Raw genomic sequence first — 22,813 nt, forward strand, 5'->3', positions numbered from 1 at the left:
GTGGGTCAGGACAGACGCTCGTAGATGATCGCCATGCCCTGGCCGCCACCGACGCACATCGTCTCGAGGCCGAAGGTGCCGTCGACGGTCTGCAGGCCGTTGAGCAGCGTGGTGGTGATGCGGGCGCCGGTCGAACCGAAGGGGTGGCCGAGGGCGATCGCACCGCCGAACTTGTTGAGCTTTTCGAAGTCCATGCCGAGGTCGTCGGCCGACGGCAGCACCTGCGCGGCGAAGGCCTCGTTGATCTCGTAGAGGTCCATGTCGTCGATGGTCATGCCGGCGCGGGCGAGCGCCTGCTTCGAGGCCTCGACCGGGCCGAGGCCCATGATCTCGGGCGACAACGCGGACACGCCGGTCGAGACGACGCGGGCCAGCGGGGTGAGGCCGAGCTCCTTGGCCTTCGTGTCGCTCATGACGACGACAGCGGCGGCGCCGTCGTTCAGTGGGCAGCAGTTACCGGCGGTGACGGTGCCGTTCTCGCGGAAGACCGGCTGCAGGGTCGAGACCTTCTCCAGGCTGACGCCGGGACGCGGGCCGTCGTCGGTGGAGACGACGGTGCCGTCGGCCAGGGTGACGGGCGCGATCTCACGGGCGAAGAAGCCGTCGGCGATCGCCTTCTCGGCGCGGTTCTGGCTGGAGACGCCCCACTCGTCCTGGCGGGCGCGGCTGACGCCGCGGAAGGTGGCGACGTTCTCGGCCGTCTGGCCCATCGCGATGTAGGCGTCGGGCAGGAGGCCCTCGGCACGCGGGTCGGTCCAGGTGGTGTTCTCCGCTGCGATCTTCGCCGTGCGGGCGACGGCGTCCTTGAACTTCGGGTTCTGGATCGCCTCGGGAGAGGAACCGGCGCTGGCGAAGTCGAGGTAACGGCTCACGCACTCGACGCCACCGGAGATGAACACGTCACCTTCACCGGCCTTGATCGCGTGGTAGGCCATCCGGGTGGTCTGCACCGACGACGCGCAGAAGCGGTTGACGGTGGCACCGGGCAGGTTGTCGAAACCGGCGAGCACCGCGACGACGCGGGCCATGTTGTTGCCGTGCTCGCCCCACGGCTCGGCGCAACCGAGGTAGAGGTCGTCGATGAGCGACGGGTCGAGGTTCGGCACCTTCGCCAGCGCGGCCTGGACGACCTGGGTCGCGAGGTCGTCCGGGCGGACGTCCTTGAGCGAACCCTTGAAGGCGCGGCCGATCGGCGTACGGGCGGTGGAGACGATGACTGCTTCGGGCATGGATCCTCCGATGTGCGGTGGTCGACCGGCACCGTGCGATGGGCCGGCCGATGTCGATTTCGGAGTCTACGTGTCGCTGTTCCGGGCTGTGCCGGGCGTCACGTCCGTGGACCCCTCGCCGTCCGGGACGGCCGTTTCCGCCGAGCGCGCAGCCGGCGGCTCGACGCTGGTGGGCAGGGGCTCGCGGTGCCGCCGCAGCAGCACGGCCCAGCGTCCGCGATGGCCCGATTCCTGCCCGCCGATCTCGGTCGCGCTCACCTCGGTGCCCGGGTCGCGGACGGCGCGGTTGGCGGCGACCGACACCGGGCCGATGCTCTCGCCGCGGCGCCGGTCGGGTGCGCGGCCGGTGTCGGTCGAGGTCATGCCGAGTGCGTCGAGCACCGACGGGATGAGCGCCGAGGCGGCGCGGGCATAGCCGGCGGCGGACGGGTGAAAGCGGTCCTTGCTGAACATCACCGACGGGGTCTGTTCGAACTCGTGACCCAGCAGGTCGCCCAGCGACACGGTGCGTCCGCCGTGCTCGACGACGGCCACGGTCTGGGCCGCGGCAAGATCGCGGGACCACTTGCGGGTCAGCAGTCGCAGCGGTTGGGGGACCGGCTCGATGACGCCGAGATCGGGGCAGGTGCCGACCACGACCTCGCACCCGACGGCCCGCAGGGCGGCGACGGCGGCGGCGAGATGCCGGGTGGAGGTCGCGCGCTGGACGCTCTTGGTGACGTCGTTCGCGCCCACCATCACCACGGCGACCTGCGGGTTGTCCACGAGTTCCAGGGCGCGTTCGACCTGATCGCCGAGGTCGGTGGAGATCGCGCCGACCGCGGCCACGTTCGTCAGGTGCACCGGGCGTCCGGCGATGGCAGCGACCGCGGTGGCCACGATCGCGCCGACGGTCTGGGTGGCGTGGTCAGCGCCCATGCCCTTCGCCGTCGAGTCACCGATGACCAGCATCTCGATCGGCCGGCCGGGGGCGTGCCCGTAGGTGCCGGAGTCTTCGGGTGCGCCTTCGAACGGCTGGCCGACGACGCGGCGGGCGATCAACGCTTCGATCCGCAACAAGCCGTAGGCGCCCAGGCCGACGCCGGCGAGTCCTGCGGCGCCGATCGATCCCGCGTAAGCCGCCGTCGATGCGATCTTGCGTGCTCCCGGCATTGCTACGACCTTCGTCCCTCGAGTTCGTTGGTGCCCGAATCCTCTCACCCGTCGGCGCGGTGCGTCCGGTGTGGGCGCTCAGGGCACGAGTCAGCCCGTTCCTACTTCGCGGTCCGTTCACGATGTGAGACAGTCGGCGCATGAAGTTCGCCGAGCACATCGCCGACCTCGTCGGCGGCACCCCGTTGGTCAAGCTGAACCGAGTCACCGAAGGCATCGACTGCACGGTGCTGGCCAAGGCCGAGTACCTCAACCCGGGCGGCTCGGTGAAGGACCGCATCGCCCTGAAGATGATCGAGGCCGCCGAGGCCTCGGGTGAGTTGCAGCCGGGAGGCACGATCGTCGAGCCGACCTCGGGCAACACCGGAGTGGGTCTCGCCCTGGTCGCGCAGCGCAAGGGCTACAAGTGCATCTTCGTGTGCCCCGACAAGGTCAGTGAGGACAAGCGCAACGTGCTGCGCGCGTACGGTGCCGAAGTAGTTGTCACGCCGACGTCGGTGCCGCCCGAGCACCCCGACTCCTACTACTCGGTCTCCGACCGGATCGCCCGGGAGACTCCGGGTGGCTGGAAGCCCGACCAGTACTCCAACCCCAACGGGCCCGCCTCGCACTACGAGAGCACCGGACCGGAGATCTGGCAGGACACCGACGGCGGCCTCACGTCGTTCGTCGCCGGCATCGGCACGGGCGGCACCATCACCGGCACCGGACGCTACTTGCGGGAGATCTCGGCCGATCGCGACGGCGGCCGGGTGCAGATCATCGGGGCTGACCCGGAGGGTTCGGTCTACTCGGGAGGCACCGGTCGTCCCTACCTGGTCGAAGGTGTGGGCGAGGACATGTGGCCGCGTGCCTACGACCCGAAGGTGGTCGACGAGGTGATCGCCGTTTCGGACGCCGAGTCGTTCGAGATGACACGCCGGCTCGCCCGCGAGGAGGGACTGCTCGTCGGTGGCTCCTGCGGTATGGCCGTGGTCGCGGCGCTGCGGCACGCACGTACCTTGCCCGCCGACGCGGTAGTGGTCGTCCTGCTGCCCGACTCCGGTCGTGGCTACATGAGCAAGATCTTCGACGACACCTGGATGGCGTCGTACGGCTTCCTGCGGGGGGAGGAGACCCGCACCGTCGGTGACGTGCTCGCCGCCAAGAGTGGGTCGATGCCCGCGTTGGTGCACACCCACCCGAACGAGACGGTGCGCGACGCCATCGAGATCCTGCGTGAGTACGGCGTCTCGCAGATGCCGGTCGTGAAGGCCGAGCCCCCGATCATGGCCGGCGAGGTCGCCGGCGCGGTGAGTGAGCGTGCCCTGCTGGATGCGCTGTACACCGGTCACGCCCACCTGGCCGACTCGGTCGAGAAACACATGGAGCCGGGACTGCCGTTGGTCGGTGCGGGGGAGCCGGTCGAGTCGGTGCGCGAACAGCTGGCGACGCACGACGCGCTGATGGTCGTGGACGGCGGGAAGCCGATCGGTGTGCTGACCAGGGCCGACCTGCTCGCGATCCTGGCCGTCTGAGCCGTGGCGGACCCTGCCTGAGCCGTGTCCGTGCCCCGGTTCGCGCCGGGGCACGGACAGGGTCGCGAACGGGCAAAACCGCCTCTGACCTGCGGATTTGGAAGTTTGCGCAGGAGTCACCTAATGTTTACGACGTCAGCCCGACAGGGAGGCGGAAACACCGAGAGGTGGGGACGCACCGAACGGCTGGCCGGCCAGTTTGACTCGCTCGAAGGGTGAGGCTAAGCTGGAACTCCTTCCGGAGCCAAGTGCGCGAGGATCCACGCGGATCTGACGCCCAAGAGCCGGAGGAAAACCTAGAACAGCTCGAAGTGGCGGTTACTTTGGTAACTGTCGTGGAGATGACTGATCGTTTCTTGAGAACTCAACAGCGTGTCGAGTGATTGATGCCAAATGTTTGTTTGGTTGAGATTGACTATGTAGCAAGTAATGCTCTTGTTGATTTTGGCCAGGATAGTTTTTGTGATTTTTTACGGAGAGTTTGATCCTGGCTCAGGACGAACGCTGGCGGCGTGCTTAACACATGCAAGTCGAACGATGAAGCCGCAGCTTGCTGTGGTGGATTAGTGGCGAACGGGTGAGTAACACGTGAGTAACCTGCCCTTCACTCTGGGATAAGCCTTGGAAACGAGGTCTAATACTGGATATTCATTCATGATCGCATGGTTGTGGGTGGAAAGATTTTTTGGTGGGGGATGGACTCGCGGCCTATCAGCTTGTTGGTGAGGTAGTGGCTTACCAAGGCTTTGACGGGTAGCCGGCCTGAGAGGGTGACCGGCCACACTGGGACTGAGACACGGCCCAGACTCCTACGGGAGGCAGCAGTGGGGAATATTGCACAATGGGCGAAAGCCTGATGCAGCGACGCCGCGTGAGGGATGACGGCCTTCGGGTTGTAAACCTCTTTCACCAGGGACGAAGCGGAAGTGACGGTACCTGGAGAAGAAGCACCGGCTAACTACGTGCCAGCAGCCGCGGTAATACGTAGGGTGCGAGCGTTGTCCGGAATTATTGGGCGTAAAGAGCTTGTAGGCGGTTTGTCGCGTCTGCTGTGAAAGACCGGGGCTTAACTCCGGTTCTGCAGTGGGTACGGGCAGGCTAGAGTATGGTAGGGGAGACTGGAATTCCTGGTGTAGCGGTGAAATGCGCAGATATCAGGAGGAACACCGATGGCGAAGGCAGGTCTCTGGGCCATTACTGACGCTGAGAAGCGAAAGCATGGGGAGCGAACAGGATTAGATACCCTGGTAGTCCATGCCGTAAACGTTGGGCGCTAGGTGTGGGACTCATTCCACGAGTTCCGTGCCGCAGCTAACGCATTAAGCGCCCCGCCTGGGGAGTACGGCCGCAAGGCTAAAACTCAAAGGAATTGACGGGGGCCCGCACAAGCGGCGGAGCATGCGGATTAATTCGATGCAACGCGAAGAACCTTACCAAGGCTTGACATACACCGGAATGTGCCAGAGATGGTGCAGCCTTTTGGCTGGTGTACAGGTGGTGCATGGTTGTCGTCAGCTCGTGTCGTGAGATGTTGGGTTAAGTCCCGCAACGAGCGCAACCCTCGTTCCATGTTGCCAGCACGTGATGGTGGGGACTCATGGGAGACTGCCGGGGTCAACTCGGAGGAAGGTGGGGATGACGTCAAATCATCATGCCCCTTATGTCTTGGGCTTCACGCATGCTACAATGGCCGGTACAGAGGGCAGCGATACTGTGAGGTGGAGCGAATCCCTTAAAACCGGTCTCAGTTCGGATTGGGGTCTGCAACTCGACCCCATGAAGTTGGAGTCGCTAGTAATCGCAGATCAGCAGTGCTGCGGTGAATACGTTCCCGGGCCTTGTACACACCGCCCGTCAAGTCACGAAAGTTGGTAACACCCGAAGCCGGTGGCCTAACCCTTGTGGGGGGAGCCGTCGAAGGTGGGATTGGCGATTGGGACTAAGTCGTAACAAGGTAGCCGTACCGGAAGGTGCGGCTGGATCACCTCCTTTCTAAGGAGCGCATGCCTTTTCATCACCGAGTGTGTGGTGGGGGTTGCTCAAGGGTGGAACATCAATCATGGTGCCTGGTTGGGTGCTGGCTCGGCGTGAGTACGAACCTTGTGAAAGGGGTTGTGGAAAGTGTTGGGTTGGTGTCTGGTTGGGTGTCGGCACGTTGTTGGGTCCTGAGGGAACGGTTTGTTTCTTCTGGGTTGGCAGGCCTTGCGCCGGCTGCATGAGTTTCGTGTGGTTGGTGGGGGTTGCTGTGTGTTGTTTGAGAATTGCATAGTGGACGCGAAGCATCTGTAGTGCTCTGTAGCATTTCTGAGATTTGTTCTTAGTATTTTGTGTAAGTTTTTAAGAGCGTACGGTGGATGCCTTGGCACCAGGAACCGATGAAGGACGTAGGAATCTGCGATAAGCCTCGGGGAGTCGATAACCAGACTGTGATCCGAGGATTTCCGAATGGGGGAACCCCGCACCATTCATGTGGTGTGACCCGCATCTGAACTCATAGGGTGTGTGGAGGGAACGTGGGAAAGTGAAACATCTCAGTACCCACAGGAAGAGAAAACAACAGTGATTCCGTGAGTAGTGGCGAGCGAAAGCGGATGAGGCTAAACCGCGGTTGTGTGATACCTGTCAGGGGTTGCAGTCGTGGGGTTGTGGGGCCGTTCTTACCAGTGCTGACATGCTGGTGGGCAGTTAGAAATGGCGCGTGTAGACGAACAATCTTGAATGGTTGACCGTAGAGGGTGTAAGTCCTGTAGTCGAAACATGTGTCACTGTCTTGGATGTGTTCCCAAGTAGCACCGGGCCCGTGAAATCCGGTGTGAATCTGGCAGGACCACCTGCTAAGCCTAAATATTCCCTGGTGACCGATAGCGGACTAGTACCGTGAGGGAAAGGTGAAAAGTACCCCGGGAGGGGAGTGAAATAGTACCTGAAACCGTGCGCTTACAATCCGTCAGAGCCTGCCTTTGGGTGGGTGATGGCGTGCCTTTTGAAGAATGAGCCTGCGAGTTAGTGCTCAGTGGCGAGGTTAACCCGTGTGGGGTAGCCGTAGCGAAAGCGAGTCCGAAGAGGGCGCCTATAGTCGCTGGGTCTAGACCCGAAGCGGAGTGATCTACCCATGGCCAGGTTGAAGCGACGGTAAGACGTCGTGGAGGACCGAACCCACTTAGGTTGAAAACTGAGGGGATGAGCTGTGGGTAGGGGTGAAAGGCCAATCAAACTCCGTGATAGCTGGTTCTCCCCGAAATGCATTTAGGTGCAGCGTCGCGTGTTTCGTGCCGGAGGTAGAGCTACTGGATGGCTGATGGGCCTCACCAGGTTACTGACGTCAGCCAAACTCCGAATGCCGGTACGTGAGAGCGTGGCAGTGAGACTGTGGGGGATAAGCTTCATAGTCGAGAGGGAAACAGCCCAGATCACCAGCTAAGGTCCCTAAGCGTGTGCTAAGTGGGAAAGGATGTGGAGTTGCTGTGACAACCAGGAGGTTGGCTTAGAAGCAGCCACCCTTTAAAGAGTGCGTAATAGCTCACTGGTCAAGTGATTCCGCGCCGACAATGTAGCGGGGCTCAAGCACATCACCGAAGCTGTGGCAATCACACATCACCCTGACCTTGTGTCCAGGGGTGTGGTTGGGTAGGGGAGCGTCGTGTGGGCGGTGAAGCGGCCGAGTGATCGAGTCGTGGAGGCCACACGAGTGAGAATGCAGGCATGAGTAGCGAATGACGGGTGAGAAACCCGTCCGCCGAATAACCAAGGGTTCCAGGGTCAAGCTAATCTGCCCTGGGTAAGTCGGGACCTAAGGCGAGGCCGACAGGCGTAGTCGATGGACATCCGGTTGATATTCCGGAACCGGCGAAGGACCGCCCATATCGAATCAGGGGATGCTAACCACCCAAACCATGACGTTTGTTCACCTTCGGGTGGGCGTGTTTGTGGGGAGCGTGGGACCCGATCTTGTAGTAGGTAAGCGATGGAGTGACGCAGGAAGGTAGCCTCCGCGGGGCGATGGTTGTCCCCGTCCAAGACTGTAGGGCGACTGGTAGGCAAATCCGCCAGTCATGTGCCTGAGAGTTGATGGTGACCACGAATGTGGGAAGTAGGGTGATCCTATGCTGCCGAGAAAAACTTCTAGCGAGGTTCGAGCCGCCCGTACCCTAAACCGACTCAGGTGGTTAGGTAGAGAATACTAAGGCGATCGAGTGAATCGTGGTTAAGGAATTCGGCAAAATGCCCCCGTAACTTCGGGAGAAGGGGGGCCCAATCCTTGAAGTGACTTGCTCACTAGGGGTGAGGGCCGCAGAGACCAGGGAGAAGCGACTGTTTACTAAAAACACAGGTCCGTGCGAAGAAGTAATTCGATGTATACGGACTGACGCCTGCCCGGTGCTGGAACGTTAAGGGGACCGGTTAGCCTTTGGGCGAAGCTGAGAACTTAAGCGCCAGTAAACGGCGGTGGTAACTATAACCATCCTAAGGTAGCGAAATTCCTTGTCGGGTAAGTTCCGACCTGCACGAATGGCGTAACGACTTCTCCACTGTCTCAACCGCGAACTCGGCGAAATTGCACTACGAGTAAAGATGCTCGTTACGCGCAGCAGGACGGAAAGACCCCGGGACCTTTACTACAGCTTGGTATTGGTGTTCGGTACGGCTTGTGTAGGATAGGTGGGAGACTGTGAAGCATGCACGCCAGTGTGTGTGGAGTCATCGTTGAAATACCACTCTGGTCGTTCTGGGCTCCTAACCTCGGTCCGTGATCCGGATCAGGGACAGTGCCTGGTGGGTAGTTTAACTGGGGCGGTTGCCTCCCAAAAGGTAACGGAGGCGCCCAAAGGTTCCCTCAGCCTGGTTGGCAATCAGGTTTTGAGTGTAAGTGCACAAGGGAGCTTGACTGTGAGACAGACATGTCGAGCAGAGACGAAAGTCGGGACTAGTGACCCGGCGGTGGCTTGTGGAAGCGCCGTCGCTCAACGGATAAAAGGTACCCCGGGGATAACAGGCTGATCTTGCCCAAGAGCTCATATCGACGGCATGGTTTGGCACCTCGATGTCGGCTCGTCGCATCCTGGGGCTGGAGTAGGTCCCAAGGGTTGGGCTGTTCGCCCATTAAAGCGGTACGCGAGCTGGGTTTAGAACGTCGTGAGACAGTTCGGTCCCTATCCGCTGTGCGCGTAGGAAACTTGAGAAGACCTGTCCCTAGTACGAGAGGACCGGGATGGACGAACCTCTGGTGTGTCAGTTGTTCTGCCAAGGGCACCGCTGATTAGCTACGTTCGGAAGTGATAACCGCTGAAAGCATCTAAGCGGGAAGCACGCTTCAAGATGAGGTTTCCATCACCCTTTGTGGTGGGGAGGTTCCCAGTAGACTACTGGGTTGATAGGCCGGATGTGGAAGCACAGTAATGTGTGTAGCTGACCGGTACTAATAAACCGATAACTTACCAAAAACTCTTTCTTACAGGTTTGTGCTGCAGAATTTGAGTCTTCGCGTTCACTATGCAATATCTGAAACAACACGCAACACCACACTGTTGTGGGTGGTGTCGGCTGATAGTTTCATAGTGTTACGGCGGTCATAGCGAAGTGGGAAACGCCCGGTTACATTCCGAACCCGGAAGCTAAGCCCTTCAGCGCCGATGGTACTGCACTCGGTAGGGTGTGGGAGAGTAGGACACCGCCGGACTTCTTTTAAACAAAGGGTCGCCCTTCGGGGCGGCCCTTTGTGCATTCTCCGTACGAGTGGCCCATGGGGCGGCCTGGAATGGTTGTCGAGCGAAATCGACTTCAGCAGTCGTTCAGCCGGCGTGCAGCGAACTGCGACGCGGCTTCGCGGCACCGTCCAGAGTGCACCGATAGATTCGAGGAACTGACCAATCGGGGACCAACGAAGGAAGGCGACCTGAGTGATCGCGAGCAAGCTGCTCAAGGGGTCGATCAACTCCTACGGCGGACCCACGGACGCAACGCGCGAGCGCGTCGGCCTTCCGGAGGCCGTGGCCACCTGGCTCGGCCGGCTGCTGCTGATTGCCGCACTCTGGTCGTTCGCCTCGCTCATCCTCCCCTTGCGGATTGTCGGGCTCGTCGTGTCCGACGTTCTGTCGTTGCTGGGTCTGCCGGCCGAACCCAGCTTGTTCATTGCGGTGCTGACGTTGGTGCTGGCCGGCGCCGTCCGTCGTCGGCTGCGGGCGGCACATACCGTCGTCGTCATCTTCATGGCGCTGACCGCGTTGTCATCCGCGGCAATGGCGCTCACCGCAGTGAACGACCCCGACTCGGGTCTCGGCGCCCGACTGCACGGAATGACCCGGGACTACCTGGAGATCCGCAGCGGGGTGCGGTTCAACGTGGTTGCACTCGTGCTGCAGGTCGCGGTGCTCGTGCTCGTCCTGCTGAGTCGGCGCGCCTTCCCGGCGAAACTGCAGAAGGGCAGCCTGCGCGTTGCCTTCGGTGTGCTCGTCGGTGGCCTGGCCGTCTCGGCGGCTGTCGCGTTCGTCCTCACATTGGCCTTCCCGCACCGACTGGTGGGCATCGGCGAGCGGGCACGGTGGAGCATCCGCTCCGCATTCGGCGTGGAGACCGGGCCGGGCACTCCCAGTTTCCACGGTCATGTCGGTCCGCACTGGGTCTATGTCATTGCCGGCCTGATCTCCGCGGTCGCACTGGTCTTCGCGCTTCTTGCGATGTGGCGTGCCGGACACTCCGGTGCCTGGCAGAGTGCCGACGACGAACTCGCCGTCCGTGAACTGCTGTTGCGGCACGGTGAGGACGACTCCCTCGGCTACTTCGCGACGCGACGCGACAAGGAAGTCGTCTTCTCCCCGGACCGCCGGGCTGTACTGACCTACCGCAACGAGGGCAGCGTCAGCGTGGCCAGCGCCGATCCGATCGGTGATCGAGCCGCGTGGCCGGCGGCCATCGAGGCGTGGCGCGCGCAGAGCCGCGAGCGGGGTCTGTACTGTGCGGTGCTTTCCAGCAGTGAGGCAGCAACGGAGCAGTATGTCGCTGCCGGACTGCGCGCCTTTCCGCTGGGTGACGAAGCGATCATCGACGCCGAGATGTTCAGCCTGCGCGGTCGCTCGATGCGTCCGGTGCGGCAAGCCGTCACCCGCATCAGTCGCGCCGGATACACCGCGCAGGTGCGTCGGCACGGCGAGCTGAACCAGGATGAACTCGCCGAGATCGAACGGCTCGCCACCGAATGGCGGGGCAACGAGACCGAGCGTGGTTTCTCGATGGCGCTCAACCGACTGGGTGATCCCGCCGATGCCCGGTGCGTGCTGATCACCGCGCGTGATGCACACGGTGTCATTCGCGGGTTTCTGTCCTTCGTCCCCTGGGGTGTGCGCGGTGTGTCGCTCGACCTGATGCGTCGAGACCGGTCGGCCGAGAACGGGCTGAACGAGTACATGGTCGCCAAGTTGCTCGAGCTGGGTGGTGCACTCGGAATCCGACGCGTGTCGCTGAACTTCGCGGTCTTCCGCAATGTGTTCAGCACGGCCGATCAGGTTGGAGCGGGACCGATCACCAAGCTCACCGATGCCGCGCTCTCCTTCGCCTCGCGGTTCTACCAACTCGAGACGCTTTACCGGTCCAACGACAAGTACCGCCCGACCTGGGTGCCGCGCATGCTGTGTTACGACCCGATGCTCACGGTTGCTCGCGCCGGTCTTGCGATGGGGGTCGCCGAGGGCTTCGTGCGCCCGATCGGGCCGCGCTTCCTCATCGGGCCGCGCCCCGAGGAGATCCAGCCGCCGCGCACCGACCCGGGTTTCGTTGAGGCGGTGCGGGCGCAGGAGGAGTTGCTGCTCGTGCCCGAGCCCGACGGCGTCGTGCTCGGCGACCAACAGCGGGTGCGCCGGGAGAAGCTCGACCTGCTGCGCGCGTCGGGGGAGGAGGGCTACCCGGTGTCGGTGCCGCGCACCCACCGCGTCGGCGAACTGCTCGAGCGCTACCCCGACCTGCCGGCCGACACGGTGACCGGCGAGGAGGTTTCCGTCAGCGGACGCGTCCACGCCTGGCGTGACCTCGGCGGAGTCACCTTCGCGGTGTTGGACGACGAGGGTCACCGCATCCAGTCGATGGTCACCGCCGACGGCACCCCCGCGCCGGCCCGTGATCTCTGGCGCCGCGCCGTCGACCTCGGCGACCTCGTGAGCGTGACCGGGCGTGTTGCGACCTCCCGGAACGGTGAGTTGTCGGTGCTCGTCGCGTCGTGGGTGATGGCCTCCAAGTGCCTCAGCCCGATGCCCGGCCCCGGGTCGCAACTGTCCGACGAGGTGCGCGCACGTAGTCGTTCGCTGGAGTTGCTTGTCGATCCGACGTCGCTGCAGATGTTGCAGCGCCGGTTCGTCGGGGTGCGGACGATGCGCGAGGTGTTCGCGGAGAAGGGCTTCACCGAGGTCGAGACACCGATGCTGCAGTCGGTGCACGGCGGGGCCACGGCCCGTCCGTTCAAGACCCACATCAACGCTTACAACATGGGGCTCTACCTGCGCATCGCACCGGAGCTGTACCTGAAGCGGCTCGCCGTCGGCGGCATGCAGAAGGTGTTCGAGCTCAACCGCAACTTCCGCAACGAAGGCGTCGACGCCACCCACAACCCCGAGTTCACCTCGCTCGAGGCCTACCAGGCGTACGGCGACTACAACACGATGCGTGACCTCATGCGTGAGGTGGTGCTGCGCACCGCCACCGCGGTGAACGGCCGTCCCGTCGCCTACCGTCCGGACGGCTCGGGCGGCAGCACCGAGATCGACCTCGACCGACCGTGGCCGGTGGTCACCGTGCACGACGCGGTGTCGAAGGCCGTGGGGGAGACGGTCACCAGTTCCATGCCGCTGGCGGAGATGGTGCGGATCTGTCGTGACCACGGGGTCGGTGTGCCGGCCGGAGCCGGCTCGGGCAAGCTCGTCATGGAGCTCTATGAAGCACTCGTGGAGAAGCAGACGACGTTCCCGACCTTCTACCAGGACTTCCCGGTCGAGGTATCGCCCCTGGCGCGCCCGGGCCGGAACGATCCGTTGGTCGCCGAGCAGTGGGACCTCGTCGCCTTCGGCACCGAGCTCGGCACCGCCTACAGCGAACTCATCGATCCGGTCGACCAGCGGGATCGCCTCACCCGGCAGTCGCTGGCGGCCGCGGCGGGCGACCCGGAGGCGATGGAACTCGACGAAGCGTTCCTCGCCGCGCTCGAGCTGGGCATGCCACCCACCGGCGGTCTCGGGTTCGGCGTCGACCGGTTGATCATGATGCTGCTCGGCACGAATATCCGCAGCACGTTGGCATTTCCGTTCGTGCGACCAGCGGGCAACGAACAACTTGGCCGGTAGGTCAGCGGAAGTCGCGCGACCCGGTGCGCACGCTGATCGCCAGCGGTTCGAGCCGGTCGGCGAGGAGGTTGACGACGTTCTCCGGCGAACGCTCGAGAATGCCGCGGATCACCATCGCCGGCGCCGACCGGGCGATCCGCCGGTAGCGATGCCAGACACCACGGCTGACGATGACATTGAGCAGGCCGGTCTCGTCCTCCAGGTTGAGGAAGGTGATGCCGCTCGCCGTCGCCGGTCGCTGCCGGTGGGTCACGACACCGGCCACCTCCACCCGGCGTCCGGATTCGACCCTCAGACAACTGCTGATCGGACGAACACCCCTGGCGCTCAACGTAGCCCGGTTGTGTCGGATCGGGTGGTCGTCGGGGCTGATGCCGGTCGACCGCAGGTCGTGCTGCAGGATCTCGCCCGGGGTGGGCAACGGCAACAGTGGCGGCTGGTAGGGCACGGTGAACTCCAACTGACCCTCGCGGACGGCAGCAGCCTCGGCCGAACGCCACAACGCCTCCCGGCGCGACCCGGCGATGCAGTCGAGCGCGCCGCTGAGCGCGAGTGCCTCCAGTTCGTCGGCGTCGAGCGTCGCTCGACGGGACAGATCGGCCAGATCGCTGAACGGGCCGCCGTGTTCACGAGCGACCACGATCCGCTCGGCAACGGCTTCGCCCAAGCCCTTGATCTCGTCCAACCCGAGGCGGACGGCGAACGCACCGTCCCGTCGGTGCGCGGCGGTCACGTCGGGGGCCGACGGGTCGAACTCGCCGATGTCGAGTTCGTCATGGTCGGCAAGACATTCGGAGAGACCCGTGGGTTCGGCTGTCACACAACCGCTTTCGTCGACGGCCTCCAAACCGGCATGCACACCTGACAGGTGCAGGTGTGGGGGACGCACGGTCACGCCGTGCCGGCGCGCGTCGCCGACGAGCGTCTGCGGGGAGTAGAACCCCATCGGCTGGGCACGCAGCAGTGCCGCGAGAAAAGCCGCCGGGTAGTGCAGTTTCAGCCATGAACTGGCATAGACCAGCACCGCGAAACTGAGGGAGTGCGACTCGGCGAACCCGAAGTTCGCGAACGCCTCGATCTTGTTGTAGATCTCGTCGGCCACCTGCGGGGTGATGCCGTTGGCGTACATGCCCTCGTACAGCCGGGCGCGCAGCGCGTCGATCCGTTCGACCCCACGCTTGGAACCCATCGCGCGCCGCAGCAGATCGGCGTCCGCCGGCGAGCACCCGCCGACGCTCACCGCCATCTGCATGAGTTGCTCCTGGAACAACGGCACCCCGAGGGTGCGTTCGAGCACGTCCTCCAACAGCGGGTGAGCGTAGGTGACCTCCTCCTGACCCATCCGCCGGCGGATGTACGGGTGCACCGCGCCGCCCTGGATGGGGCCCGGCCGGATGAGCGCGATCTCGACCGCGAGGTCGTAGAAACTGCGCGGCTTCAGCCGGGGGAGAGTGCCCATCTGTGCCCGGCTCTCCACCTGGAAGACCCCGATCGAGTCGGCCCGCCCGAGCATGTCGTAGACCGCGGCCTCACCTTTGGGGAGCGTCTCGATGCGCCATTGTTCGCCGAGGTGCTCGTGGGTGAGGTCGAAGGTGTACTGCAACGCGGCCAGCATGCCGAGTCCGAGCAGGTCGAACTTCACCAACCCCATCCACGCGCAGTCGTCCTTGTCCCACTGCAGCACGGTGCGGTTCTCCATCCGCGCAGGCTCGATCGGACACACCTCGCCGACCGGTCGCTCGGTGAGCACCATCCCGCCGGAGTGGATGCCGAGGTGCCGCGGGAAGGTGAGCACCTGTTGGGCGAGGTCGATCACCGGTGCGGGGATGTCGTGGTCGGCGCTGCTGATCTCGGCGCCCCACCGCTCGACCTGTTTCGACCACGCATCTTGCTGACCCTGGCTGTGCCCCAACGCTTTTGCCATGTCACGGACCGCGTTCTTCGGCCGGTAGGTGACGACATTGGCGACCTGGGCGGCGTTGCGCCGACCGTAGCGGCGGTAGACGTACTGGATGACCTCTTCGCGCCGTCCGGAGTCGAAGTCGATGTCGATGTCGGGTGCTTCCTCGCGCAGTTCGGACAGGAATCGTTCGAACGGGAGCCGGTAGAAGATCGGATCGATCACGGTGATGCCGAGCACGTAACAGACCAGTGAGGCAGCCGCCGATCCGCGCCCCTGGCACAGGATGCCTTCACCGCGGGCGAAGGTGACGATGTCGTGGACGATGAGGAAGTAGCCGGGGAAGTCCTTGGCCTCGATGACGTCGAGCTCCTTGTCGAGGCGCTGACGAACCTCCGTCGACATCGGTGAGAACTTCTGTGCCGCAGCGGTTTCCACGAGTTCGCGCAGCCAGCTCATCGAGGTGTGCCCGGCGGGCACGTCCTGCTTGGGCAGTCGCGGAGTGGCCGCACGCAACCGGAAGCCGGCCTGGTCGGCGATCTCCACCGTGCGCTCCAGGGCGCCGGGAAACCTGCCGAACCGCTGCTGCATCTCCGCGCCGCTGCGCAGGTGCGCCTGGTCGGTGGAGGGCAGCCAGCCGTCGAGGTCGTCGAGGCTGCGTCGCGCCCGCACGGCCGCGACCGCAGTGGCGAGCGGGTAGTCGCGCGGGGTGGCGTAGTGGACGGCGTTCGTCGCCACCACCGCCAACCCGGATCTCGCGGCGAGGTCGGCGAGTCGGTCGTTGCGGGGGCCGTCGACGGGGTCGCCGTGGTCGGTGAGTTCGACGAGCACCCGGTCGGCGCCGAACAGGTGCGCGAGCCGGTCGAGCTCGGCCATCGCAGCCTGCTCGTCACCGCGGGAAAGGGCCTGGCGCACAAGCCCTTTGCGACACCCGGTGAGCACGAAGCACGAACCGCTCGTCAGCGCCGCGACATTGTCGAGGTCGTGCACCGGACGCCCCTTCTCCGCGTCGGGATGGAGGTGTCCGTCGGTCAGCGCACTCGCCAACCGACGGTATCCGTCGACCCCGTCGGCGATCAACGAGAGGTGGTGACCCTCCGGGTCGGCCACCCCGTTCTGCGGTGCGGAGAGCCCGAACGACAACTCGGCGCCGTACATCGTGATGAGGTCGCCGTAGCCCTCCGCCGCCTCGGCCAACCGCACGATGCCGTAGAGACCGTCGTGGTCGGTGAGCGCGAGCCCGTGCAGTCCGAGCCGCACCGCCTCGGTGACGAGATCCTCCGGCGAGGAGGCGCCGTCGAGGAAGCTGTAGTGGGAGTGCGCGTGCAACTCGGCGTAGGGCACGGTGTGCTCGGGCCGCACCAGTTCCTCCGGGCGGAACTTCGCCCGCTTGCGGGAGAACGCCGGACCGTCGCCGCCGTCGGCGGGCATGCCACCGAGCACCTGCGGCCGGACGCCGCGCGAGAGCGTCTGCTCCAGTTGCGACCAGGGGATCGGCGGGTTGTTCCAGCCCATCAGTCGTACCGCGCTTCGATCCACCAGCCCTGCGCCGAGACGATGAGCAACCATGCCTCACCGGCCTCGTCGACAACCTGGAACCTGTTGACCTGCAACGGCTTTTGCCACCAGTGCTGGCGCACCGGCCAGGGGCCGCCCCAGTGGGTGATGGCCCGCCACGGCGACCTGTCGTGCGCCGGTCGCCAGCGCGCCGGGACGCCCGAGATGTTGCCGCGTGGATCGACGGTGACCGGTACGCCGTCCGGCGCGCAGACCTCGGCCGGTCGGGCGCGATTGAAGACGGTGGCCGGCGCCGGACCCGGCAGGGTGCCCGGCCACGGCTGTTCGAGCCGGCTGCGCTCGGGCGGCGCCTCGCCCCACGGGCGTACCTCCTGGCGTTCGTGCAGCAGGCGTCCGCCGACCAGGCTCGCGCTGCACACGCCCGCATGCCCGAGTTCGTGCTGCAGCCCGGTGACGGTGTGGACGATATGTTCGTCGGGTCGCTCGCCCCAGAGGCCCTGCGCGTGTTCGCCTGCTGCTGTGGGGGATTCGGCGTAGATGGTGACCGAGGTGACGCCGTCGAAGTCGTGGGCCGAGCCGCTGTGTTCGGTGGCGAGGTCTTCCAGTTGCCAGCGGACGCGTTCGGTCATCTCGCTCGCACCGAACGGCCAGGTGTGCCGCCAGCGACGTTCGTGCACCATGCCCGACTCGGCGCGGATCGAGACTCGGATCTCGTGGCACACCTGACCGGCGCGGCGCAGCCTTTCGGTGAGCACGCGGCAGTCGCGCAGGCAGGTTCGGGCGATCAACCCGATGTCGGACGTCGGGTCGCAGGCGACGCGCACCGACAGATCGTCGGGGATCGGCGCCGAGCGCAACAACGGGGAGTCGTGGCCGCCGGCGAGTCGGTGGGCGCGCAGTCCGGCCGGGCCGAAGCGGGCGTGCACCTGTTCGCGGGGGAGTTCGGCAAAGCTGCCGAGGTGGCGAATTCCCATGCTGCGCAAAGTCTTTGCCAGCTCTGGTTGCTCGACATAGGTGGCGACCGCATCGACCGGAAGGGTGCGCAGGAACTGCGCCGTCTGTTGGGGTGACAGGTTGAGGTAGGGGCGTCCGCCTGACGTCGCGTAGGCCGCCTGCTCGGCGGCGAAGAGTCCGTCGGCGATCGCCATACGGACATCGGCCACCTGCGCGTCACCCAACTGGTCGAACAGCGCCTCTGCGACGGCGTCTTCGCCGCCGTAGAAGCGGGCGGCGCCGGTGATGCGCAGTGCGGCCGTGCCCGGCCGGCTCGCGTGGACATGGGGTACGACCTTCTCGATCGCGCGCAGCACCGGTGCGAAGTGGCGTTCGTCGACCTCGGGGTCGTGCGGCAGCACCACCAGGTCGGGGCAGCGCACCTGTGCTTCGCGAATGCGGAGACCGGGCGTCACGGCCTCGTCGGCGGCGGCCGGGGAGACGGCGACCACTCGTCCTGCACGGGTGAGTGCGAGCAGCGCCGGGGTCTTGCTGCCGAGCGTTCTGCCGACTGCCTCGATCGACCAGTTCGGGCACCACGCGACCAGCGCCCGGGCAGGGCGGGAGCTGAGCGGGAGAGGTGCGGCCACTGTTCAATGATCGAACATGTGTACGAACAAATCAAGACGGTGGTGGTGGCCAGTGCAGGGTCGTGCTGCGGCGCCGGTGGCCGACCTCGCGGGTGATCGTGAGTTCTCGCCCACGCAGATGTCCGCCGCCGCGCTCGAGTCCGATCCAGCGGTCCTCGGTGACCCGCAGCGTGCTCGCGGCCTGCGGCCAGTCTCCGGCGACCAGGAGGGTGGCGCCGCGATGGCGAAGGCGTGCCTGCAGCCTGTTGCGCTGCGATGGTGGGAGGGTCGGCGGCGGGCAGGCGAGGATGATGTCGATCGCCTCGGCAAGGGCGGAGACCGTGTCGAGCCACCGCTCGGCGGTGACCTGCGGGACGAGCACCAGGCGATCGAGGTCGACCCCCCAGGAGCTCATGTTCTCGATTCCGAGATCGGGTAATCCGACTGTGGCGCACCAGTTTCCAGCCGTCGATGCTCCGGACATCAGTGCGATGCCGAGCGTGGTCGAGCCGATGAAGGCATGGACGCTGCCGCGCCGCAGCCCGGGGGCGAGCAGGTCGCGCAGGGTCGGGTGGGAGGGCAGCGTGCTCGCGCGCGAGCCCGCGTCGGCGAGCTCGCGCAGGCCGGCGAGCTTTTCCTCGAGTGCGACGTCTGGAGCGAGTGCCGTCATTCACCCAGAATCGAACAAACGTTCGATGATTGCAAGTGCGGTCGATCGGATCGTCGGCCTCGATGCACGCGCCTCGATGACGCGGCTTCGACCCCGAGCATCCACGTCGGCCGACCTGCGGCAGGATCGACTCATGGCTGAACGGGAAGTACTGACTTACGACGATTTCGGACGCGCGGTGCGCGAGGTGGCCCAGAAAGTCGTCGACTCGGGCTTCGAGCCCGACATCGTGTTGTCGATCGCGCGCGGCGGACTGCCCTTCGGCGGCGCCCTCGGTTACGCGCTCGACCTGAAGAACGTCTCGGTGGTGAACGTGGAGTTCTACACCGACGTCGACGAACGCCTCGACGTGCCGATCATGCTGCCGCCCACTCCCGCCGCGGTCGATCTGTCCGGGATGAAGGTGTTGGTGGTCGACGACGTCGCCGACACCGGCAAGACCCTGAAGTTGGTGCAGGAGTTCCTGGCCGACCATGTCGCCGAGTCGAAGATCGCGTGCATCTACGAGAAGTCGCGCACGATCGTCAACTGCGACTACGTCTGGAAGTACACCGACCAGTGGATCGACTTCCCGTGGTCGAGCCTGCCGCCGATCACCCGCGCACAGACGTCCGGCGAGATCGCCTGATCCACACGCGAAAGAAGCCGCCCGGTTGCCCGGGCGGCTTCTTTCATACGTGCGTGCTCAGGCCTCGGTCGAGCGGGCCGGGCGCTGGGCGAGCTCGTCGTCGAGACGCAGCAGGCCGGGACCGTCGTCGTTGATCAGCTTGACGCGTCCGACGATCTCGCTGACCGTCGCTTCCTCTTCGATCTGCTCCTCCAGGAACCAGTTCAGCAGCGGACGGGCGTCGAGGTCGCCTTCCTTCTCGGCCGCACGGAACAGTTCGCGGATCGCCTCGGACACGCGCTGCTCGTGGGCGTAAGCCGCTTCGAACGCGTCGAGCACCGATGTCACCATCACCGTCGGGGCCGGGATCGAGCCGATGACCGCCTTGTTGTCACGGTCGGCCACGTGGTCGATGAACTTGTTCGCGTGGACGATCTCCTCGTCGGCCTGGTGGCGCAACCACGCCGCCATGCCCGGGAGGTCCATCTCGTCCATCGTGATGGCCAGCTGCCGGTAGACGAGGGACGCCTCGAACTCAAGGGTGATCTGTGTGTTGAAGGCCTTCTCCAGGGCTGCGCTCATCTTCATGTTTCGACTTTAGACCGATTCGCCCGCGCTCACACCCCAGGAGTGGCTTGCCTCAGCAACCCTCCGGACGCCGAGAACGGGTCGACCGGAATGCCCGGTCGACCCGTCCGCTGTGGCTTTCGGCCCGTGGCCGATCACCAGTGGTTGTACACGTCGACGACCAGCCGTTGCCCGCCGTCGGTGTTGTTGAGCAGGGACACCCGCATCGGCAGCCGGCTGCGCACCCCCACCAGGAACTGCGTCTGGCCCTCGAACGAGGCGCCGTAGGCGATCTGGCGGAAGTTGTTGAAACCGCTGACGTTGCGGACCTCCATCCGGTTGGCCGGACGGAAGGTCGAGGTGCCGTTGTTGGTGTAGGCCGGCGACTTCGCGACGACCTGCAGCACGGCGTTGCCGCGCAGCCGCAGCACCTGCCCGCTCGGGTCGACGACCGCCGACGAGACGTACCGGACGTCGTATCCGGTGTTCCTGCTGCCACGCGAGAGGTCGATGACCAACCGGTCGTAGCAGGTGTGCTTGCCGACCCGGAGGTTCTGCACGGTGCGCGTGCTCATCGGCGAGTAGGTCTTCGCCGACGAGCCCCAGTAGACCGTGGAGCAGGTGGCCGCCTGCGCGGAGTCGCCGTTCAGCGGCGCGAACGCGATGCCCGCCGCCAAGGTCGCCGCCGCTGTGGCGAGACCTAGTTGCTTCTTCATGATTGTCCCCCTCTGAACCAAGCGGCGAAAATCTCGTCGCTGAGTCAAGGATGCGCCGGTGGTCGGCGGATGGGAATGGATACATCTGCCCTGTCGGAAGCCTGCCAATTGGCCTCGTACAGACTGTCGCCGCCCGTCACAGGACGGATGCAGCCGCCGAGCCGCTGTGGGTCATTCGGACGGTGGAAGGATGTCGATCTGGGCCGGCAGGTTCGCGACCCCGACCGGGCAGGTGAGCCCATTGGGCCCGTGGTTGCAGTAGCCCATCGGGTTCTTGTGGAGGTACTGCTGGTGGTAGCCCTCGGCGTAGTAGAACGGACCGGCGTCGTCAGCCGATCGCAACTCGGTGGTCGGCTCGCCGTAACCGTTGCTGCGCAACTCGTTCGCGAACAGATCACGGGTGCGCTCCGCCGACTCCTGCTGCTCGGGGGTGGTCCAGTAGATCGCCGAGCGGTACTGCGTGCCGACGTCATTGCCCTGGCGGTTCGCCGTGGTCGGGTCGTGGTTCTCCCAGAACGCCTTGAGCAGCAGGTCGGGCGCGGTGCGGGTCGGGTCGTAGGCGACGAGGACGGCCTCGGCGTGACCGGTGCGGCCGGTGCAGGTCTCCTCGTACGTCGGGTTGGGTGTGTAACCACCCATGTAACCGACGGCGGTCGTCACCACACCGGGCAGCTTCCAGAAGATGCGTTCCGAACCCCAGAAACATCCCATCGCGACGTAGAGCACCTGGGTGCCCTCGGGCCAGGGGCCGTGCATCGAGGTGCCGAGCAGCTCGTGGGTGTCGGGAATGCCGGGCAGCGGTTGCTCGCGCCCGGGCAGCGCGTCGGTGGGGGAGACCATCTCGGGGGTGCGTCCGAATCCGAAGACCATGTCCTGCACAACGTCCGCGCGGCCGGGAACCTTCCCGAAACGAAATGCGGTTGAAGCGGTCGAGAGCGAGCCGAAAGGATCGGGTGCATGACCTTCGACATCATCCCCATTGATCCGCTCGTCGACGAAGACCTCGCAACGCAGTGGATCGAGGTGCAGAAGCGCAGCGGCGAGGCCGACTGGGGCGACGACCACTGCGCGTGGGCGCTGGCGGAGATCCAGGGACGGCGCCGGGGCACGGGCTACTCCTTCGTCGACCTCGCTGCGGTGCAGGGTGATTCGGTGATCGGGATGGCCGCGGTGGCGATGCCGTTGCTCGACAACACCCACCTCGCGCTGCTGATGCTGCACGTCGACCCGGATCACCGAGGGCAAGGCGTCGGGACGGCGCTCGCGGACGCCGCCCTCGGCCACATTCGCGAACGCGGGCGCACCGTCGTGCAGGCCGACACCGAAACTCCCGCTGCCGCAAAGGAACCGGCGGGTCCGAGGTTCGCGATGAAGTGCGGTGCGAAATGTGCCCAGACCGTTTTCCGCAGCGACATGACCCTCCCTGCCGACCGCGACCTGCTCCGACGCTTCGCCGCGGGCGAGGGGGTCGAGGATGCCGCGGCGTTCCGCATCGATTGGCGCCTCGACGAGATCCCGGACGAGTGGCTGCCCGGGCTGGCCGTGCTGGAGCAGCGGATGAGCACCGACGCACCGCAGGGTGACATGACGGTCGAAGAAGAGGACTGGACCGCCGACCGGGTGCAGGAGAACCTCGACTGGGCGCGCAACGCCGGACGGCGGATCGTGCAGGCCGTGGCCTTCGAGGGTGAGGCGCTGGTCGGCTTCACCCAGATCGAGGTGTCCGCGAACTCGCCGACGCTCGGCTACCAGCAGGACACCCTCGTGTTGCGCGAGGCGCGCGGCAACGGCCTCGGCCTGCGGCTCAAGGCCACCGCGGCGCTCGCGCTGATGGACGAGTTGCCTCAGGTCACGACGGTGCGCACCTGGAACGCCCACGACAATCGCCACATGCTCGCGGTGAACGCCGACCTCGGCTACGTGCGCACCGGCGTCCTCCAGGTGTGGGAGAAGACGCTCGGCTGAGCCGCCCCGTCACGCCACCCCCTCCGCCCACCGGAGGGAGGTGCAGCGTTCGCGGGGGAGTGGAGCGTTTCGGTCGGGCGCGCCGAA

12 protein-coding genes and 3 rRNA genes are annotated in these 22,813 nt (G+C 65.2%); 7 read left to right on the top strand and 8 right to left on the bottom strand.

What is annotated here, in order from left to right:
• Positions 1-5: 5 nt before the first annotated feature.
• Both DFJ65_RS06310 and DFJ65_RS06315 read right to left on the bottom strand, forming a co-directional pair.
• Positions 6-1,229: an acetyl-CoA C-acetyltransferase gene (locus DFJ65_RS06310; protein ID WP_115922294.1), complete on the bottom strand. Its 1,224-nt coding sequence runs from the start codon at positions 1,227-1,229 to the stop codon at positions 6-8.
• 66 nt (positions 1,230-1,295) lie between these two features.
• Entirely contained in the window at positions 1,296-2,381 is a 1,086-nt protein-coding gene (locus tag DFJ65_RS06315) for an SGNH/GDSL hydrolase family protein (protein ID WP_115922295.1), read from the bottom strand.
• Between the two features lie 140 nt (positions 2,382-2,521).
• Here DFJ65_RS06315 and DFJ65_RS06320 point away from each other — a divergent pair, with 140 nt between their 5' ends.
• The 5 genes from DFJ65_RS06320 to lysX all read left to right on the top strand — a co-directional run bounded on the left by DFJ65_RS06320 (position 2,522) and on the right by lysX (position 13,221).
• Positions 2,522-3,898, top strand: a complete 1,377-nt coding sequence (locus tag DFJ65_RS06320; protein ID WP_115922296.1) for a cystathionine beta-synthase — start codon at positions 2,522-2,524, stop codon at positions 3,896-3,898.
• A 469-nt stretch (positions 3,899-4,367) separates the two neighbouring features.
• Positions 4,368-5,890: ribosomal RNA gene (locus tag DFJ65_RS06325) — 16S ribosomal RNA — on the top strand.
• A 335-nt stretch (positions 5,891-6,225) separates the two neighbouring features.
• Positions 6,226-9,338: ribosomal RNA gene (locus DFJ65_RS06330) — 23S ribosomal RNA — on the top strand.
• Positions 9,339-9,457: 119 nt separating this feature from the next.
• Positions 9,458-9,575, top strand: a 5S ribosomal RNA gene (gene rrf / locus DFJ65_RS06335).
• The 16S, 23S and 5S rRNA genes sit together here, the layout of an rRNA operon.
• Positions 9,576-9,795: 220 nt before the next feature.
• Positions 9,796-13,221 (top strand): bifunctional lysylphosphatidylglycerol synthetase/lysine--tRNA ligase LysX, encoded by a 3,426-nt coding sequence (gene lysX / locus DFJ65_RS06340; RefSeq protein ID WP_245950056.1) that lies wholly within the window; start codon positions 9,796-9,798, stop codon positions 13,219-13,221.
• 1 nt (position 13,222) lies between these two features.
• Here lysX and DFJ65_RS06345 read toward each other — a convergent pair whose 3' ends face one another.
• Genes DFJ65_RS06345 through DFJ65_RS06355 form a run of 3 tightly spaced genes read right to left on the bottom strand, consistent with a single transcriptional unit; the run spans position 13,223 to position 18,871 of the window.
• Complete coding sequence (locus DFJ65_RS06345; RefSeq protein WP_115922297.1) at positions 13,223-16,636, bottom strand: error-prone DNA polymerase; 3,414 nt, start codon at positions 16,634-16,636, stop codon at positions 13,223-13,225.
• Positions 16,636-18,222, bottom strand: coding sequence for a DNA polymerase Y family protein (locus DFJ65_RS06350; protein ID WP_115922298.1), 1,587 nt, complete (start codon positions 18,220-18,222; stop codon positions 16,636-16,638). The genes DFJ65_RS06345 and DFJ65_RS06350 overlap by 1 nt, the downstream gene beginning before the upstream one ends.
• A 31-nt stretch (positions 18,223-18,253) precedes the next feature.
• Positions 18,254-18,871: a hypothetical protein gene (locus tag DFJ65_RS06355; RefSeq protein WP_115922299.1), complete on the bottom strand. Its 618-nt coding sequence runs from the start codon at positions 18,869-18,871 to the stop codon at positions 18,254-18,256.
• 133 nt (positions 18,872-19,004) lie between these two features.
• Here DFJ65_RS06355 and DFJ65_RS06360 point away from each other — a divergent pair, with 133 nt between their 5' ends.
• Positions 19,005-19,499, top strand: a complete 495-nt coding sequence (locus DFJ65_RS06360; protein ID WP_115924143.1) for a phosphoribosyltransferase — start codon at positions 19,005-19,007, stop codon at positions 19,497-19,499.
• A 57-nt stretch (positions 19,500-19,556) separates the two neighbouring features.
• On the opposite strand, the gene DFJ65_RS06365 is transcribed toward DFJ65_RS06360, so the two are convergent.
• From DFJ65_RS06365 to msrA, 3 genes are all read right to left on the bottom strand, one after another.
• Positions 19,557-20,066 carry a ferritin gene (locus DFJ65_RS06365; protein WP_115922300.1) on the bottom strand — a complete coding sequence of 170 codons (510 nt, stop codon included), beginning with the start codon at positions 20,064-20,066 and terminating at the stop codon, positions 19,557-19,559.
• A 134-nt stretch (positions 20,067-20,200) separates the two neighbouring features.
• Entirely contained in the window at positions 20,201-20,761 is a 561-nt protein-coding gene (locus DFJ65_RS06370) for an AMIN-like domain-containing (lipo)protein (RefSeq protein ID WP_115922301.1), read from the bottom strand.
• 171 nt (positions 20,762-20,932) lie between these two features.
• Positions 20,933-21,631 (bottom strand): peptide-methionine (S)-S-oxide reductase MsrA, encoded by a 699-nt coding sequence (gene msrA, locus DFJ65_RS06375; RefSeq protein WP_245950057.1) that lies wholly within the window; start codon positions 21,629-21,631, stop codon positions 20,933-20,935.
• A gap of 87 nt (positions 21,632-21,718) precedes the next feature.
• On the opposite strand from msrA, the gene DFJ65_RS06380 reads away from it, so the two are divergent.
• Positions 21,719-22,726 carry a GNAT family N-acetyltransferase gene (locus tag DFJ65_RS06380; RefSeq protein WP_115922302.1) on the top strand — a complete coding sequence of 336 codons (1,008 nt, stop codon included), beginning with the start codon at positions 21,719-21,721 and terminating at the stop codon, positions 22,724-22,726.
• The last annotated feature ends 87 nt before the right edge of the window (positions 22,727-22,813 follow it).

This window comes from Calidifontibacter indicus (assembly GCF_003386865.1).
Taxonomy (GTDB): domain Bacteria; phylum Actinomycetota; class Actinomycetes; order Actinomycetales; family Dermatophilaceae; genus Yimella; species Yimella indica.

What these genes read in the sequence shown, in the direction of transcription:
- DFJ65_RS06320 (WP_115922296.1), top strand. Translation starts at nt 2,522, where the DNA reads ATGAAGTTCGCCGAGCACATCGCCGACCTCGTCGGCGGCACCCCGTTG.
- DFJ65_RS06360 (WP_115924143.1), top strand. Translation starts at nt 19,005, where the DNA reads ATGGCTGAACGGGAAGTACTGACTTACGACGATTTCGGACGCGCGGTG.
- DFJ65_RS06355 (WP_115922299.1), bottom strand. Translation starts at nt 18,871, where the DNA reads ATGACGGCACTCGCTCCAGACGTCGCACTCGAGGAAAAGCTCGCCGGC.
- DFJ65_RS06345 (WP_115922297.1), bottom strand. Translation starts at nt 16,636, where the DNA reads ATGGGCTGGAACAACCCGCCGATCCCCTGGTCGCAACTGGAGCAGACG.
- msrA (WP_245950057.1), bottom strand. Translation starts at nt 21,631, where the DNA reads ATGGTCTTCGGATTCGGACGCACCCCCGAGATGGTCTCCCCCACCGAC.
- DFJ65_RS06370 (WP_115922301.1), bottom strand. Translation starts at nt 20,761, where the DNA reads ATGAAGAAGCAACTAGGTCTCGCCACAGCGGCGGCGACCTTGGCGGCG.
- DFJ65_RS06310 (WP_115922294.1), bottom strand. Translation starts at nt 1,229, where the DNA reads ATGCCCGAAGCAGTCATCGTCTCCACCGCCCGTACGCCGATCGGCCGC.
- DFJ65_RS06380 (WP_115922302.1), top strand. Translation starts at nt 21,719, where the DNA reads ATGACCTTCGACATCATCCCCATTGATCCGCTCGTCGACGAAGACCTC.
- DFJ65_RS06315 (WP_115922295.1), bottom strand. Translation starts at nt 2,381, where the DNA reads ATGCCGGGAGCACGCAAGATCGCATCGACGGCGGCTTACGCGGGATCG.
- DFJ65_RS06365 (WP_115922300.1), bottom strand. Translation starts at nt 20,066, where the DNA reads ATGAAGATGAGCGCAGCCCTGGAGAAGGCCTTCAACACACAGATCACC.